We start from the raw sequence: 14400 nt of genomic DNA on the forward strand, positions 1-14400 counted from the left end.
TCGGCATGAATGATCATGCTGCCGATCGCTGGAGGTCCGTCGTGGCCAGAGGTGCCACCTTCGCCGCGCTGCGCCACCGCAACTACCGGATCTGGGCGCTCGCCGGTTTTGTCTCCGTCATCGGCACCTGGATGCAGGTCCTCGGCGTCAACTGGTACGTCCTGAAGGAAACCGGCTCCGCGACGTCCATGGGCTTCGCCGTGCTGCTCCAGGCGGCGCCCACGCTGCTGCTCAGCGTCTGGGGCGGTGTGCTGGCCGACCGCCTGCCCGCCCGTCCGCTGCTGATCGCCGCCCAGGTGGCCCACGCGACGCTCGCCGCCGGACTGGCGGCGGTCGCCCTGACCGGGGTCGGCGGCCTGCCGCTGATCTTCGCGATCTCCCTGGGCACCGGTGCCGTGTCCGCGATCGAGGGCCCGGTGATGGGGCGGTGGGCCGCCACCCTCGTCGACCGGGAGACGCTCGGCAACGCCCTGGCGCTCGGGTCCCTCACCAACTCCGCCGGGCGCATCCTCGGCATGAGCCTCGGGGCCGTCGTGGTGGCCGCCGTCGGACCCGCCCTGCTGTTCGGCATCAACGCGGCGAGCTTCGCCGCCGTGGTGGTGGCGCTGTTCGCGGTACGTCCGGGAACCCCACCGACGCTGACGGCGACCGGCCGAACCCACGACGGCGTCCGCGCCGGCTTCGCGTACCTGCGCGGGCAGCCGGTGCTGCTGCTCGCGCTCGCCCTGGCGTTCGTACTCGGCAGCCTGGGCCGCAACTACCAGGTGACGATGGCCGCGATGAGCGACGGGCCACTGCACGCCGGTGCGTCCGGCTACGGTGTCCTGTCGACCGTGTTCGCGGTCGGGACCGTGCTGGGCGCGCTCGTCGCGGCCCGCCGAGGTTCCCTGGGCTACCGGACCCTGGTCGCCGCGGGTCTGTTCGCCAGCGGGCTGGAGATCGTCGCCGGCCTGGCACCGGGGACCTGGAGCTTCGCCGCGATGATCCTGCCGATCGCCGCCGCCGCGGTGGTCATCGACACCACCGTCGGCACCCGCGCCCAACTCGACACCGACGGCGCGATGCGGGGCCGGGTGCTCGCCGCGCTGGCGGTCACCGGCTCGGTCTCGGCCGCGGTCGGTGCTCCGCTGCTCGGCTGGCTCGCCGAACATGCCGGGCCGCGCCAGACGCTCGTGCTCGCCGGGTCCACCGCGGCGATCGCAACGGTGGCGGCGGCTGTCGCCCTGGACCGCCAGCACGCCCGCGCGGCCCTCGCGCTGGTCGCGCCACGGCCTCGTCATCCGGTACGGCGAGTGGCGTTCCGGGCCGCCCGCATCGTCCGACCCGCCGGGGCGGTGTGTGTCATCGCGCCCGCCGGCGTGGGGCTGGGCGCGTCCCGGCTCGGGGAGTTGGCCACGGCCGGACCGGCGGCGCGTCGCTGAGACAGCGGTCACCCCCGGTGGCCCGCGCACGGGACAGGACGACACGAAGATCATCGTTACGCTGCGATCATGGACATCGAGGAGCGGCTGCGACGGACCCGTCGGTGGCTGTGGATCGTGCTGATCGGGCTCTTCCTGAGCGGTGCCACCGCATTTCCGCTGGAGATCGAGGTGCGCTGGCTGCTGCGCGTACTGGACCCGCTCTCCGACCAGCTTCCCGCCCTGGTCGACTGGATCGAGCGGGTGCACACCGGGCTGGTGACGGCCGACGAGGACTACCCGTTCCTGCTCTACGGCACCGACTGGCTGGCGTTCGCCCACCTGGTGCTGGCGGTGGCGTTCTGGGGGCCGCTGCGTGACCCGGTGCGCAACGTCTGGGTCGTGCAGGTCGGCATGATCGCCTGCGCGGGCATCGTTCCACTGGCGGTGATCTGCGGCCCGATCCGGGACATCCCCTGGTTCTGGACGCTCATCGACCTGTCCTTCGCGGTCGGCGCGTTCCCGCCGCTCTGGTTCGCCTACCGGCACATCCGCGCCATCGAGGCGAGCACCGCCGGTGCGGTGACGCCGACGTCCTGAGCCGCGGGCTCCCCGCCCGTCGTCTTGCGCCGCCGTCACCCCTGCTGCTGCCGGCGCCGGCTCGGGGCGCGGTACTGGTGGCGGCCGCCTCTACCCGGCAGGACCACCGTGGACCGACGGAAGGGCCGCCGCGTCAGCGACGGCCCTTCCGGTCGGTGCCTGGTCTGCCTCTAGTGCGACAGCAGGTCGTGGGACTCGCTGATCTTGGCCCAGGACTTCGGTGCGGTCGGCGCGGCGGTGGCCTTTCGTGCGGTGGTGGCCACGTCGGGTCGGCCGGCGGTGAACAGCCAGGTGGTGAACAGGTCGTCCAGGTCCAGCCCGGAGATCTGTTCGGCGAGTGCCTGGAACTGCTCGATGGTGCCGTTGCCGTACCGGTGCTCGGCGGTCCAGGCCGGCAGGATCTCGAAGAACGCGTCGTCGCCGACGGCCAGCCGCAGCTGGTGCAGGGTCATCGCGCCCCGGTCGTAGACGGCGTTGTCGAAGATCCGGGCCGCGCCCGGGTCACCGGGCAGCACCTGCCAGAACTCGTCGTCGGCCGGGTAACTGGCGTAGGCGAAGTCGAACACCTCCTGCGCGGTGCCCTCGCCCTGCTCCTCGGACCAGAGCCACTCGGCGTACGAGGCGAATCCCTCGTTGAGCCAGATGTTGCGCCAGTCGGCCACCGAGACCGAGTCACCGAACCACTGGTGCGCGAGCTCGTGCGTCACCACGTACGTGTTGGCGCCGCGCCGCCAGAAGCCCGGCCCGTACACCGGTCGGGTCTGGGTCTCCAGCGCGAAGCCGATGCCGTCCACCGGACCGGCCACGCCGCCCTGCGCCTCGAACGGGTACGGGCCGAAGATCCCGCTCTCCCAGTCGACGATCTCGGCGGTCCGCTCGATGCTGGCCCGTGCGGCCGGACCGAGCGCACCCAGCGAGGTGCTGTACGCGTTGACCACCGGCTGACCGCCGGGGGTGGTGTCGGTGACGATGTCGTACTGCCCGATGGCCAGGAAGGCCAGGTAGGGGGCGGTGGGGGAGGTGGTCCGCCAGATCCAGCGGGTGCGGTTGCCGGCCTCGGCGGCCGGCGGCCGCGGCTGCACGCCGTTGCTGATCACCTCGACGCCGGTGGGCACCGACACGGAGATGTCGAAGGTGGCCTTGTCCAGGGGGTGGTCGTTGCTCGGGAACCACCACCACGCCGACTCGGGCTCGTTGACCGCCATCGCCCCGTCGTCGGTCCGGGTCCACCCGGTGTAGCCGCCGACCAGGGTCTCCGACGGGACGCCGGCGTAGCGCACCACGATGGTGAGCTGCTGGCCCCGGGTCACCGTGCGGGTCGGGGTGACCACCAGCTCGTGGGCGCCCGCCGTGCTGGTGCTCGCCGCCCACCCGTTGACCCGCACCGACTCGACGTCGAGCAGGAAGTCCAGGTTGAACGCCGAGAGGTCCTGCGTCGCCGTGGCGAGGATCGTGGTGGTGCCACTGAGCTGGTCGGACGCCGGGTCGTAGCGCAGCCGGACGTCGTAGTGCTCGACGTCGTAGCCACCGTTGCCGTAGTCGGGAAAGTAGCTGTCGCCCAGGCCGGGTGCGCCGGGTTGCGGCGCGGCGGTGACGACGGGTCGGCCCCAACCGGTCGGGGCGGCCTGGGCGGGGGTGCCGGCGAGCATGGTGCCGGCGGTGGTGAGGGTCAGGGCGGCGGTGGCCGCCGTGAACATTCGTCGCACGGGGTGGACTCCCTCCATCGGGTGTTCGCCACGCCAACCTAATAGACAACCGTGAGCGTCGCCGGCCTGCCGCGCCCGACCTGCCGTCGCCGTCCCCGGTGGACGGTCGGCCACCGGTCACTGGCGTGCCTTGCGCCGCAAGGTCACACTGTGTGGATCGGAGGTGACGCGTGCCGCGGTCCGAGGTGCCCAAGCGGGAGTTGATCGGCCAGCGACAGTCGCCCGGAGGTCGGGACCGGCTGCCGGCCGGTGGGCTGGAATTCTTCGCGCTGCTCGCACGGCTGCTGCGGCGACCCCGCCGCGGTGACCGGAGACTGCCACTGCTCTGGCTGGTCCGTTCCGACACCTCGGATCTGATGGTGCCGCTGCGCCGATTCCTCGGTCAGGGGCCCCGGCGGCGGGTGCCGCACGCCGTGCTGGACGCCGACGCGCCGCCGGGCGCCGGGGACGTGCCGGCGCTGCTGCGCGAACTGCACCGACAGCTCTCCCTGGAGGCGTTCGGCGCCGCCCGGCTGCGCTTCCGGCACTACCCGCTCGCGGACTGGCTGATGCACCAGAGCCTCAGCTTCGGCGTCGACGCCGACGACAGCAGGGCGGCCCTGGTACGCCGGCTGCGGGATCGCCGGGGCACGCGTACCCCCGAGGCGCTGCCCTCCGGTGGTGACGCGGTCAGCATCGTCTCGCAGGTGCTGCTCTGGCTGGTCCGCCGCGCCGTGCCGAGCGTGGTCTTCCGGGCCGCCGTCTCCGGCCGGGTGCCGGTCATCGGGCGGCACTACAACTGGTTCATGCGCCAGCAGTACCTGGCGCCCCGGCAGTCGGTCACGTTCCTCGGCTTCGCCGAACGCCTCACCGCCGGGTGGCGCGACGGCGAGCAACCCGACCAGGTCAACAAACTGCTGCTGCACGCGTTCCTGGAGGACCTGCGGCAGGCGTACCGGCGTCGGCCGTGGCGTCCGTCGGACTGGCGGCGCACCGCGTACCCGGCGCTGCTGCTCGACCACGTCGCCCCCGGCAACGTCGGCGGCGAACTGGTCCGCCTGATCGGCGACGTCCGCACCGAAACGGGCCGCAACGACCCGCTGCTCATCGTCGTGTCCGGCGGGCAACCACCGCCGGAACTGCCCGAGCCGCACCCGCTGACCGAGGCCGACGAGGCGTACGACGAGTGGGCTGAGGCGCTGCCGGAGATGCGGCGGCTGCGCCGCCCGGCCGCCTGGCTGGTGGCGTTGCGCCCCGACGACTCCGACACCGGCCCGCCGTCGCGTGGCGGCATGCGACCGTTCTCCGCGCCCGACCCGCCCTGGTGGTCGCGGCGCTTCCTGCCGGCGGCGCTGTGCCTGGTGCTGGTGGCGGCGCTCGGTGTGTGGGCGGGCAGCCGGTGGGCGCCGGGGTGTCACCCGTCGCTGACCGGCGGTCGGGTCTCGGTCGAGGTGGTCGCCAGCGGCGAGTGTGTCGGCTACAGCGACAGCGCCGCGCAGGTGTTCAACGACGACCCCGGTCAGGAGGGTCTGCGAAAGATCCAGCGGCGCATCTTCGCGCAGAACCGCGCCGCCGAGGAGGTCTGGCAGCGCAGCGACCGACGCCGGCCCTTCCTGACCCTGGTCTACCTGGGCACGCTCACCGGCAACCGGACCCGCGCCGACGAGGAGTCGTACGTCTCCGAACGGGAGGAACTGGAGGGGATGGCGACCGCCCAGTACGCGTTGCTGAAGGAGTCGGCCGGCGCCGACGGTGCCGCGCTGCTGCGGATCGTCGTGGCCAACGGCGGCCGGCAGATGATCTACGCCGACCGGGCCGTGTCGATGCTGGCCGAGCTGGCCTCGGACGACCCCACGGTGGTCGGGGTGGTCGGCCTGGTGGAGAGCCGGACGAGCACCGCCCGAGCGCTGCGCGAGCTGAACAAGGTCGGGCTGCCGGTGCTGGCACCCACGCTCTCCGCCGACCGGATGGACGCCAACTCCCGCCTCTACCTGCAGATCTCCGCGTCCAACACCGATCAGGTGGAGATGGTCGACGCCTACGCCCAGCAGGTGCTCAAGGTCGACGAGGCGCACGTCTACTACACGACGTTGGAGGGCAGCACGCTCACCGAGGACCTCTACGTGGGCACCCTCGTCGACGGGCTGCGGCAGCGGTTCGGCGCCCGGATGACCCGGCTCGACGAGTGGCGCACCGGTGAGCGGCTGGTCGACGAGTGCGGCTACCCCGGGCTGCTCTTCTACGCGGGTCGCTGGTCGGAGTTCGACGGTTTCCTGCGGGCGCTGCGCGAGTGCGGCGGCAACCCGCCCCGGCACCTCGTCGCCGACGACTCGGTCAACCGCTACATGGCCAACCCGGGGCTGCGCGCCGCGGCCCCCGGCAACCTGCCGGTCACGTACGTCTCCAAGGCATCCCTGGCCACCTGCGCCGCGCTGCGGGTCGCCGAGGAGCGCCGCGACGACGCCCGAGCCAGTTTCCTGTCCTGGATCCAGGCCGACGACCTGCTGGATCCGCCGCGCTGCCGGCCGGACTCCGGGCACCAGGTCGGCGAGCGGGTCAGCCTCGCCTACGACGCGGCGATGATGATGATCCGGGCGGTGGAGAGCCTCGCCGCCCGGCTGCACCACGCCGACCCGCGACAACGGTGGGAGCCGACGTCGGTCAACCCGGTCGCCGTGCACGCGGAGGTGCTCCGGCAGAACGCTGGCCAGGGCTACCGGGGGGTGGCCGGGCTGATCCGGTTCACGCCCGAGTCGGGCGAGCCGGTCGACAAACGGCTGGCCCTGCTCCGGGTCGAGCAGGTGCCGCAGGTGGCGACCGCGCCGGTGGAGGTGTTCCGCTGCGGGCTGGCCGACGCGCCCGACCCCGTGCCGTGCGGCCCTGCCTGACGGGTCCGGCGGGACACGTCCTCGCAGGACTGTCCGGGTGCCACCGCCGTCCGTTAGGGTTCCTGGGACCAGACGGCCGTCGGCGTTGGGGGCAGAGGGTGGGCAGGCTCGCGTCGGCGTACGGGCAGGCGATCAACTCCCACCGGGCGGCCCGAGCGCACCTCGACGCCGCCCGGAACGCGCTCGGCACCGCACCGGCTACCGTCGCCCCGGCCGGCGTCGACGCGCTGGTCGCCCGCCTCGCCCGCCTCGGCGGCGCCCTGGCCACCCCCGCACCGGGCGTCACCCCGCTGATGGACGAACCGACCGCGGTACGGATCGGCGAGGCGTCCACCTCGGACGGCGGGTTTCCGGTGCTGGTCCCGCTGGGCGGCGGCCACCATTTGGCCCTGGACACCGACGCCCGGGACCCGCGGGTCGCCGGGCTGCTGCGGGCGCTGGTGCTACGGCTGGTCGCTACCGCGCCGCCCGGTCAGGTCCGCGTCGCCGGGATCGACACCGCCGCGCTCGGCGCGACCTTCGGCCCGCTGCGACCACTGCTCGACGCCGGGGTGCTCGACCCGCCGGCCACCGCCGAGGCCGAGGTGGCCGCGCTGCTGGACGCCGCCGAGCGGCACGCCCGCGCCGCGCAGCACGCCCAGTCCGCCGCCCGGCACCTGCTGGTGGTGGTGGCCACCGCCGCGCCGCCGCCGCGCGAGCTGGCCCGGCTCGCCGCGCTCACCCACGCCGGCCCGGCCGCCGCCGTGTGCGTGCTGCTCGCCGGCCACCCGTCCCGGCTGCCCGGCGAGACCCCGACGCCGCTGGGCGGCACCACCGCGGTCCGGCTCGACCAGGGGTACGCCTACGTCGGCGACCCGCCCGGCACCCCGTTCAGCGCCGACGGCTCCGGTCTCGCCGCTCCCGTACTGCTCGACGGTGACCCGCCCTCCGCGTCGGTACGCGCGCTCGCCGAACACCTGGCCGCCGCCGCCCGCCGCTCCGACGCGTTGCCCTTCACCGACCTGCTGCCCGAGCGGCGCTGGGTCGAGTCCGCAGGCAACGGCCTGCGCACGGTGATCGGCCGGGCCGGCGGCACCGCGCTGACGTTGGCCTTCGACGACGCCACCCCGCACTGGCTGGTCGGTGGTCGCACCGGCGCCGGCAAGACCGTCTTCCTGCTCGACGTCCTCTACGGACTGGCGGCCCGCTACTCCCCGGCCGAGTTGCAGCTCTACCTGCTCGACTTCAAGGAGGGCGTGAGCTTCACCGAGTTCGTGCCCACCAGCCGAGACCCGTCCTGGCTGCCGCACGCCCGTGCCGTCGGCATCGAATCCGACCGCGAGTACGGTCTCGCCGTCCTGCGCGAGCTGCGCCGGGAGGCGCAACGGCGGGCCACCGCGCTGAAGCGGCACGGCGTCACCAAACTCGCCGACCTGCCCCGGGACAATCCGCTGCCGCGCATCGTGGCGGTCATCGACGAGTTCCACGTGTTGCTCGCCGGCAACGACACGCTGGCCCGGGACTCCGTGGACCTGCTGGAGGAGTTGGCCCGCAAGGGCCGCTCGTACGGCATCCACCTGGTGCTCGCCAGCCAGAGCATGACCGGCATCGAGGCCCTCTACGGGCGGGCCGAGGCGATCTTCGGGCAGTTCGCGTTGCGGGTGGCGCTACCCGGCGGTGGCGGCGTGCTCGACCAGCTCAACACCGCAGCCGCGGCCCTGCCGATCGGCTCTGCCGTCATCAACACCGCCGCCGGGGCGGTCGGCGCCGACACGGTGCTGCGTTTCCCCGACGCGCACGCCGCGGCGGCGGACCTGGCCGCGCTGCGCCACGACCTGTGGCAGGCCCGGCCGGCGGGCTCGCGGGCACCTGCGGTCTTCCGGGGGTACGAGGCCGCGCGGGTCGAGGACGACCCCACGTTCGCCGGGTTGCGTCCCGGTGGCCGGCGTCCGATGGCCCTGGTCGGCCGGACCGTCGACGTGCACGGCACCACCGCGCTGTTCCTGATGGACGCCACCCCCGGCCGGCACCTCGCCGTGGTGGGCACCGCACCGGCCGGCGCGGACGTGCTGCGCGCCGCGACACTCAGCCTGGCCCGCCAGCACAACCCCGGCGACGTCCGGTTCCAGCTGGCCTCCCTGGTCAGCTCCGCCGCCGGTGTCGCCGACGACACCGAGACGCTGCTGCGGTCCGCCGGGCACCCGGTGCAGCGCCTCGACGCGGCCGGGCTGCGCGACCGGATCGCCGCGCTGGCCGCCGAGCCCGCCGGTCGGGAGTACCTGGTGGTGTTCGGGATGGACGCCGCCGCGCCGGTCCTCGGGGCCACCGACCCGGGCACGTTCCGCTCCGGCCTGGACGACCTGCGCACAGTCCTGCGCCAGGGACCCGGGCAGGGTGTGCACCTGCTCGGTTGGTGGCGGGGGCTGCGTCGGCTCGCCGACGACCTCGGCGGCACCCAGAACCGCGACGACGTCGCCTGCCTGGTGGCGCTCAACGTGCCCGGGAGCGAGCTGGCCCTGCACCTCGGGACCCACGACCTGGCCTACACACCCCGCGCCGACCGGGCGCTGCTGATCGACCGGCACGACCAGCGCACCCGGCTGATCGTCCCGTTCGCCGGCGAGGGGGACGAGCCGGACTTCGCCGGCCGGGCGGACGAGCCGGACTTCGCCGGCCGGGCGGACGAGCCGGACGGGGAGCGGTGACCGTGTCCTTCGAGGAGTACGCGGCGCTGGCCCGACAGCTCGCCGAGCAGCACCGAGCCGGGGAGCAGCACGCCGCCGCCGAGTCCGCGCGCCGCCGTGACCTGCACGCCGCCGTCGACTACCTGCACCAGCGGCTGACCGCCCAGGGGCAGCGCCTCGACCAACTCGGCCAGGCGATCGGCGTCGACCAGCCGGCCGCCGGACCCGCCCCGGGTCGTCCGAGCGAGACCGCCGCCTGGCCCGGCCCGCCGCCCAGCTCCGGCCCCGCCGCCGGCTCCGTCCCCGGCCCCGCTGCGGGGTTCGGTCCTGGCTCGGCCGTCGGGTCCGACCCGTTAACCGCGGCCGGAACCGGGGACGGGGCATCCGACGGCGCAGCCGGCGCGCCGGGGCGGGCGGGTGTTGGGGCGTACCCCCAGGTGCCGGCGGGGGAGGCGCGGCTGGCGTTGCCGACGGCGGCGAGCCCGACGGGCGCCGGGGTGCCGGCGCAGCGGGCGGCGGCGGTCGACCCGGTGGTGGAGCTGGAGTTGGCCCGGCGGATGGCCGACGAGGCCGACCGGCACGGGCAGCAGGCGGAGTTGTTGGCCCAGCGGCCGGCGCTGCTGCCGACGTGGTCGCCGCTGGCGCGGGCGGTCGCCGTCTACGTCGGGTGCGCGGCCGTCGCCGGGGTGGTCATGCTGGCCCTGGTGCTGGCCTCCGGGGTCGGGATGGTCGACGGGTTCACCCTCGGTGCGTGGACCTGCGCGGGGTTGCCGGCGGTGGCGTTCTTCGGCGGGTACCTGGTGCTGGGCCGTTGGGGGCGGCCCGCCATGGTCGCCGGCACCCCGCCGCGCTATCTGCCGCTCGGGTTCCTGATCTGTTTCCTGCTGGTGCCGATGGCCTACTGCGCCTACCTGCTGCTGGTCCGCGGCCTGCGCTGATGACCGCTGAGCTTGCCTCTGGACTGCGCTTCGCCGCGCAGCCGGTGGTCAGCGTGTTCGTGCCGGGCGTCCCGGCCGAGGTGCCGGAGTTCGCCGACGGCGACGTCGTGCCGATCGAGGTGCTGACGTACTCCCTCGAGCGCGACGATCCGTACGCCTGCGTCACCGAGTACGACCTGGTCTTCGACGAGCTGCCCCCGCTCCTGCACCCCTACCTGGCCCACTGCCTGCGGGTCGCCTGCGCCGCCGGCGACACCGTGGTCTGGCTCGGCTTCGAGGGCTCGTTCGACTTCGACCAGCTCCTCATCGAGACGCTCGCGCCCCAGGTGTACGGCGTGTGCGCGCCCGGCGGTGAGCCCGTGGTGGCCAAGGATCTGAGCGTCCTCAGGACGCCGGAGTGGCGTGCGGTCATCGCGTCGCACGGGAGCCTGCTGTAGGGGCGCGGCCCTGGTCAGGTCTCTGCCCCGCCTACCTGCTGGCGATCCGCGCCCTGCGCGGAGTCGTCCGCTGCGTGTGCGGCGGCCACCAGGACGTCGTCGAGTTCGCGGTCGGTGAGACCCTCGTCTTCGAGCAGGCCGAGCAGCAGCACCGTCCGCGCGACGATCGCCGCGGCGTCGTGCGGCACCGGCGGACGCTCACCGAGCGCCGCCCACACCAGCGCCTCGGCCAACACCGGGTCGACGTCGCGCCCGGTCGCGTCGTAGCGTTCCCGGGCGGACGCCACGAACCGGATCACCGGCGAGCGATCCTGCCCCGCGACGAACCGCCGCCGGACCGCCACCAACAGCGCACCGGCGAGCAGGTCCGCGTACCGCCGCCAGTCCGACTCGGCAAACCGGCTTAGCCGGCGATCGTGGCCGCGCAGCCGCCCACTCAGCAGGCCGCGTAGCGCCGCGTGCGGGTCGGTCACCATCGTTGCTCCCTGATCATCGCGAGTGCTCTCCGGTGTGGGCGTGGCCTGGTCAGTCGATGCCGCCTGGTCACCAGCGCGCTCGCCGCCCGGCAGCCGCGGGCGATCACGTCGGCGCTGCCGGTGCCGCCTGCCCTGCCGGTGTCGCCTGCTCTGCCGTGGTCGGCGTCGGCGTCGGTGTCGTGGCTGGTTGGCGGGGGCGGCGCGGGTGATGCCGCCGGCTCCCCGGTCGGTGTCGTCACCGGGCGCTCGGGAGGTGCCGCCGGCTCTCCGGTCAGTGCCGCCACCGAACGCTCGATCCGGCAAGTGCCGACCGCGAGCCGGGCAACGACAAGGTCCAACCGGGTGATCGCCGCCGCGAGGTGCCGGGCCGCGACCACGTCCGCCACGTCCCGGGTACGCCGCAGCCGATCCTCGGTCGCGCCCAACCGCCAGCGGACGCGGGCGGCCAGCGCGGCAGCGCGCGCAGCGTCGATCCGAGCGGCGTGCAGACCGGCGAGCAGGTCCCCGACCGAGCCTCCCGGGGACTCCCGATCGGCGGCCAAGCCGGCGTAGACCAGGCTCAGCGCCCGCCAGCACTCCGTGACCGCGTCCTGCCAGGGCAGCCACCGGCCGGGCGGCCCCGCTCCGTGTAACTGCGCGCCGGCCCGATCGGCAGCGGAGATCGTCGCCAGCCAGGCGGCACGCAGGTCGTCCAGAATGTCAGTGCTCATTCGCGCGCCTCGGCACTGGACTTGACCAGCAGGGCGAAGCGCACGTCGGTACAGGGGTAGTCGACACCGCACTCGCAGAGCCAGCGACGCACCACCCGGGGCGGGTGGGCGAAGAGGACATCGTCGGCGTCCTCGACGTCCTGATCGGACACGAGGCGGTGGGGTTTCTCGGCTGGGGCTGGCGGGTCGGTGGGGGATTCGTCGGGTCGATCGGGCATCAAGGGCTCCCGTCGGGTCGTCTCCTAGCGGTTCACGGCTTCTGCGTCGGGGCGGCGTGCGGGCACGCCCCGGGACGCCCGGCCGAACGGGGGGACCGACCGACCGGGCGCTTCCTGCGCGGTGGGAACGAACCAGCTCCTCGGGTGCTGACCAGGGAACTCGCTCAGTTCGGAGCCTAGGATAACAAGCTATCGCAGTCAAGCTATCACTTGCGATAACAAGGTGAAGAGTGGTCGAATGGCGGTGCTGACCAGGGAGTACCGCCATGCCACCAAGCCCCAAGTGGGTTGAGCTTGCCGAGCACATCCGCAAGCAGATCGCCTCGGGCGAGTTGTCACCCGGCGACAAGCTGCCCTCAACCACGCAGCTCTGCCAGATTCACGGCGTTTCCGCGATCGTCGTGCGCAATGCGATGCTCACCCTGAAGGCCGAAGGGCTCGTGGTCGGTGTGCCCGGCGTGGGCGTGTACGTCGCGGAGCGTTGAGTAGGTAGGGCCGATCTCCGCGCATACGGCTTGATCTCAAAGAAGGGCTGCTCCCGTAGTGACCAACGCCGTTGCGTTCGGCTGAGGGGCCGTTCGTCAAGCGGCGGGTCGGACTGCTCCTCTCCGCGATCTTGCAGTTGCACTGCCCTGACTTAGAGTGCATTCCACCCATCTCGATGACCGAACTGCAAGATCGTCCCGGCGCCGCGTTCGTAAAGTAGCCAATCTGGTGCCGGGAGCGATCACGCGGTCGCGCTGAGTGCGCGGATCTCGTACGCTCCCATGTGGTCTCCGCCGGTGCGGTGGTGGAGGCGATGGTCCATCACGGGGAGGTGCGCGTGAGCGCAGCACAGATCATCGCGAGGTTGGCGGCGGCGTCGCAGAAGCTGGACGAGGCGAAGGCCAAGACCGCGGCGGCAGCACAGGACGCCGCTGAGGCGCGGGCACTCGTCGCCGGTGCGCTGGAAGGTGTAGCCGCTGGTCCACTGGTCGGCATGATCGATTCGTACCGTCAGGCGCTGGCGCAGGCGGCTCAGGGTGGCGACCCGGCCAAGCAGCATGTGCAGGAGACGATCGCGAAAGTTCGAGCGCTGGGAAACTGACCACGGGTGGTGGCAGCGCAATCCACCAACCACCCGCAGCGGTGAATCCGATCGTTCGTCCTCATGTGCCTCGGCAGCCTCAGAACCCTCCGAACCGAGGAGAGGGTGCTCGTGCTCGCCGAGACGCTGATGCGCGAGACATTGAACAACCCGCCAGGCGGCGGGAACGGGTGAGCGCGGAAGCAGTCGGTTTCTGGGCTTCGGCTGGTGGGGCCGCTTGGGCAACAGTCGCCGAGTTCATGCCAGTACTGCCGAAGGCGGTCGCCGGGACGCTCTTGGCTACGGCGGCCACAGTCAGCGCCGGCAAGTCATGGTTAAAGAGGCGCCGAGAGAGGGATCAGAGTGAAGATCAATAGCTCCACCGAAGCCGCGATGCGAGCCGTGATCCATGCCGCCGTGAAGCGCGATTTTGCGAAGCTCGATGAGCGCTTGCGGATCCTCAAAGACGACGACACGGCGGCCGCAACCGTCGAGCTTGCCCTTGCCCTTGTCGGCTTCCTGATGGTCGACATCCATAAGGGTCGGCCGAGCGACGATCAGATTTCGGCGGTGGCTGAGCAAGTCGCCGAAGCAGAATCCTGGGCGCAACCAACCCAACGCGAGTTGGCGGACTTCTTGATGAGGCTGATGAGGGGTGAGCCATTCACGGTGGCAGTCCCCAGTGAGAACGTCATCATCCTGGCATTCGTCGTCGCCGCGAACCTGCTGTCCTCGTGTCGCCGGGACGATGAGAAGTGGTGGGACTATCTCGATCGGGTGGAGGCACTGATGGAGGCGGCGGGGTGACGGGCATGCCTGGTCCGGTCACTCGGAACGGCGGCGAGCTGGACGGCTTCTGCATCGGCTATCTGCCGCCGGATGTCGGCGACCTGGTTTCGGACTTCGCCTCCGAGTGGGAGGACATCACTTTCGCCACGCGCGTCTGGGAGCGCCAGGTTGAGGACGGCCACCGAGTCGACTTGCGGGTACACATGCTCCGAGGCGACCGGCTGGGCACCCTCGCCGAGCTTCGCGACGTCCTGGCGGAATATCACGAGCGCGATAACGCTGACTGGGCACTGACCGACTTCCAGCACGGCGAAGATCCGGGCCTCCTCGGTGCAGCCGAGGCGTTCTGGCTTGCCGCGCCTGGTGTGGGCGTCAACGTGCTGGTCGATCCGGAGCGGTTCTCCGTGGACAACTTGCGGGCGATAACGCAGCGAATTACAGCAGCGGCAGATTCGCCGGCCCGCCGGATTTAGGCGACTCGTTCGTCGGCTGAGCTGCGCAACTACTGGACAGGAACGAGCGCTGAAGGG

General features: G+C 72.6%; 14 protein-coding genes. 10 read left to right on the top strand and 4 right to left on the bottom strand.

Features of this window, described 5'->3' with window-relative positions; all coding sequences use genetic code 11:
- Positions 1–41 precede the first annotated feature (41 nt).
- Together AB0C01_RS16365 and AB0C01_RS16370 are read left to right on the top strand one after the other, a co-directional pair.
- On the top strand, positions 42–1421 hold the full coding sequence (locus AB0C01_RS16365) for an MFS transporter (RefSeq protein WP_357251192.1): 1380 nt from the start codon (positions 42–44) through the stop codon (positions 1419–1421).
- Positions 1422–1490: 69 nt separating this feature from the next.
- Complete coding sequence (locus AB0C01_RS16370; RefSeq protein WP_357251195.1) at positions 1491–2000, top strand: hypothetical protein; 510 nt, start codon at positions 1491–1493, stop codon at positions 1998–2000.
- 170 nt (positions 2001–2170) lie between these two features.
- Here the strand turns inward: AB0C01_RS16370 and AB0C01_RS16375 are convergent, their stop codons facing one another.
- Positions 2171–3706, bottom strand: coding sequence for a M1 family metallopeptidase (locus AB0C01_RS16375; protein WP_357251197.1), 1536 nt, complete (start codon positions 3704–3706; stop codon positions 2171–2173).
- Positions 3707–3876: 170 nt separating this feature from the next.
- On the opposite strand from AB0C01_RS16375, the gene AB0C01_RS16380 reads away from it, so the two are divergent.
- From AB0C01_RS16380 to AB0C01_RS16395, 4 genes are all read left to right on the top strand, one after another.
- Positions 3877–6573 carry a hypothetical protein gene (locus AB0C01_RS16380; RefSeq protein WP_357571504.1) on the top strand — a complete coding sequence of 899 codons (2697 nt, stop codon included), beginning with the start codon at positions 3877–3879 and terminating at the stop codon, positions 6571–6573.
- Between the two features lie 98 nt (positions 6574–6671).
- A complete protein-coding gene (locus AB0C01_RS16385; protein WP_357571505.1) occupies positions 6672–9257 on the top strand; it encodes an FtsK/SpoIIIE domain-containing protein in 2586 nt (861 codons plus the stop codon).
- A 2-nt stretch (positions 9258–9259) separates the two neighbouring features.
- Positions 9260–10174, top strand: coding sequence for a hypothetical protein (locus AB0C01_RS16390; RefSeq protein ID WP_357251205.1), 915 nt, complete (start codon positions 9260–9262; stop codon positions 10172–10174).
- Complete coding sequence (locus tag AB0C01_RS16395; protein ID WP_357571506.1) at positions 10174–10611, top strand: hypothetical protein; 438 nt, start codon at positions 10174–10176, stop codon at positions 10609–10611. The genes AB0C01_RS16390 and AB0C01_RS16395 overlap by 1 nt, the downstream gene beginning before the upstream one ends.
- 14 nt (positions 10612–10625) lie before the next feature.
- Here the strand turns inward: AB0C01_RS16395 and AB0C01_RS16400 are convergent, their stop codons facing one another.
- The 3 genes from AB0C01_RS16400 to AB0C01_RS16410 are packed head-to-tail and all read right to left on the bottom strand — an operon-like array spanning position 10626 to position 12015.
- Positions 10626–11087 (bottom strand): hypothetical protein, encoded by a 462-nt coding sequence (locus AB0C01_RS16400; protein WP_357571507.1) that lies wholly within the window; start codon positions 11085–11087, stop codon positions 10626–10628.
- The gene (locus AB0C01_RS16405; protein WP_357571508.1) at positions 11081–11797 is read right to left on the bottom strand and encodes a hypothetical protein; all 717 of its coding nucleotides are present in this window, start codon (positions 11795–11797) and stop codon (positions 11081–11083) included. The genes AB0C01_RS16400 and AB0C01_RS16405 overlap by 7 nt, the downstream gene beginning before the upstream one ends.
- Positions 11794–12015, bottom strand: a complete 222-nt coding sequence (locus AB0C01_RS16410) for a hypothetical protein (protein ID WP_357571509.1) — start codon at positions 12013–12015, stop codon at positions 11794–11796. The genes AB0C01_RS16405 and AB0C01_RS16410 overlap by 4 nt, the downstream gene beginning before the upstream one ends.
- Positions 12016–12281: 266 nt before the next feature.
- Between AB0C01_RS16410 and AB0C01_RS16415 the strand changes: the two genes are divergently transcribed.
- From AB0C01_RS16415 to AB0C01_RS16430, 4 genes are all read left to right on the top strand, one after another.
- On the top strand, positions 12282–12500 hold the full coding sequence (locus AB0C01_RS16415; protein WP_252418405.1) for a winged helix-turn-helix domain-containing protein: 219 nt from the start codon (positions 12282–12284) through the stop codon (positions 12498–12500).
- 338 nt (positions 12501–12838) lie between these two features.
- Complete coding sequence (locus AB0C01_RS16420; protein WP_203151784.1) at positions 12839–13102, top strand: DUF6244 family protein; 264 nt, start codon at positions 12839–12841, stop codon at positions 13100–13102.
- Positions 13103–13444: 342 nt separating this feature from the next.
- Entirely contained in the window at positions 13445–13888 is a 444-nt protein-coding gene (locus AB0C01_RS16425; RefSeq protein WP_357571510.1) for a hypothetical protein, read from the top strand.
- 5 nt (positions 13889–13893) lie between these two features.
- Entirely contained in the window at positions 13894–14343 is a 450-nt protein-coding gene (locus AB0C01_RS16430; protein ID WP_357571511.1) for a hypothetical protein, read from the top strand.
- Positions 14344–14400: the final 57 nt, after the last annotated feature.

It is taken from the genome of Micromonospora sp. NPDC048905 (genome assembly GCF_040649655.1).
GTDB lineage: Bacteria > Actinomycetota > Actinomycetes > Mycobacteriales > Micromonosporaceae > Micromonospora.

Bases quoted from the DNA above. Each gene is read 5' to 3' on its own strand.
- AB0C01_RS16370 (WP_357251195.1), top strand. From the start codon at position 1,491: ATGGACATCGAGGAGCGGCTGCGACGGACCCGTCGGTGGCTGTGGATC.
- AB0C01_RS16395 (WP_357571506.1), top strand. From the start codon at position 10,174: ATGACCGCTGAGCTTGCCTCTGGACTGCGCTTCGCCGCGCAGCCGGTG.
- AB0C01_RS16400 (WP_357571507.1), bottom strand. From the start codon at position 11,087: ATGGTGACCGACCCGCACGCGGCGCTACGCGGCCTGCTGAGTGGGCGG.
- AB0C01_RS16405 (WP_357571508.1), bottom strand. From the start codon at position 11,797: ATGAGCACTGACATTCTGGACGACCTGCGTGCCGCCTGGCTGGCGACG.
- AB0C01_RS16410 (WP_357571509.1), bottom strand. From the start codon at position 12,015: ATGCCCGATCGACCCGACGAATCCCCCACCGACCCGCCAGCCCCAGCC.
- AB0C01_RS16415 (WP_252418405.1), top strand. From the start codon at position 12,282: ATGCCACCAAGCCCCAAGTGGGTTGAGCTTGCCGAGCACATCCGCAAG.
- AB0C01_RS16430 (WP_357571511.1), top strand. From the start codon at position 13,894: ATGCCTGGTCCGGTCACTCGGAACGGCGGCGAGCTGGACGGCTTCTGC.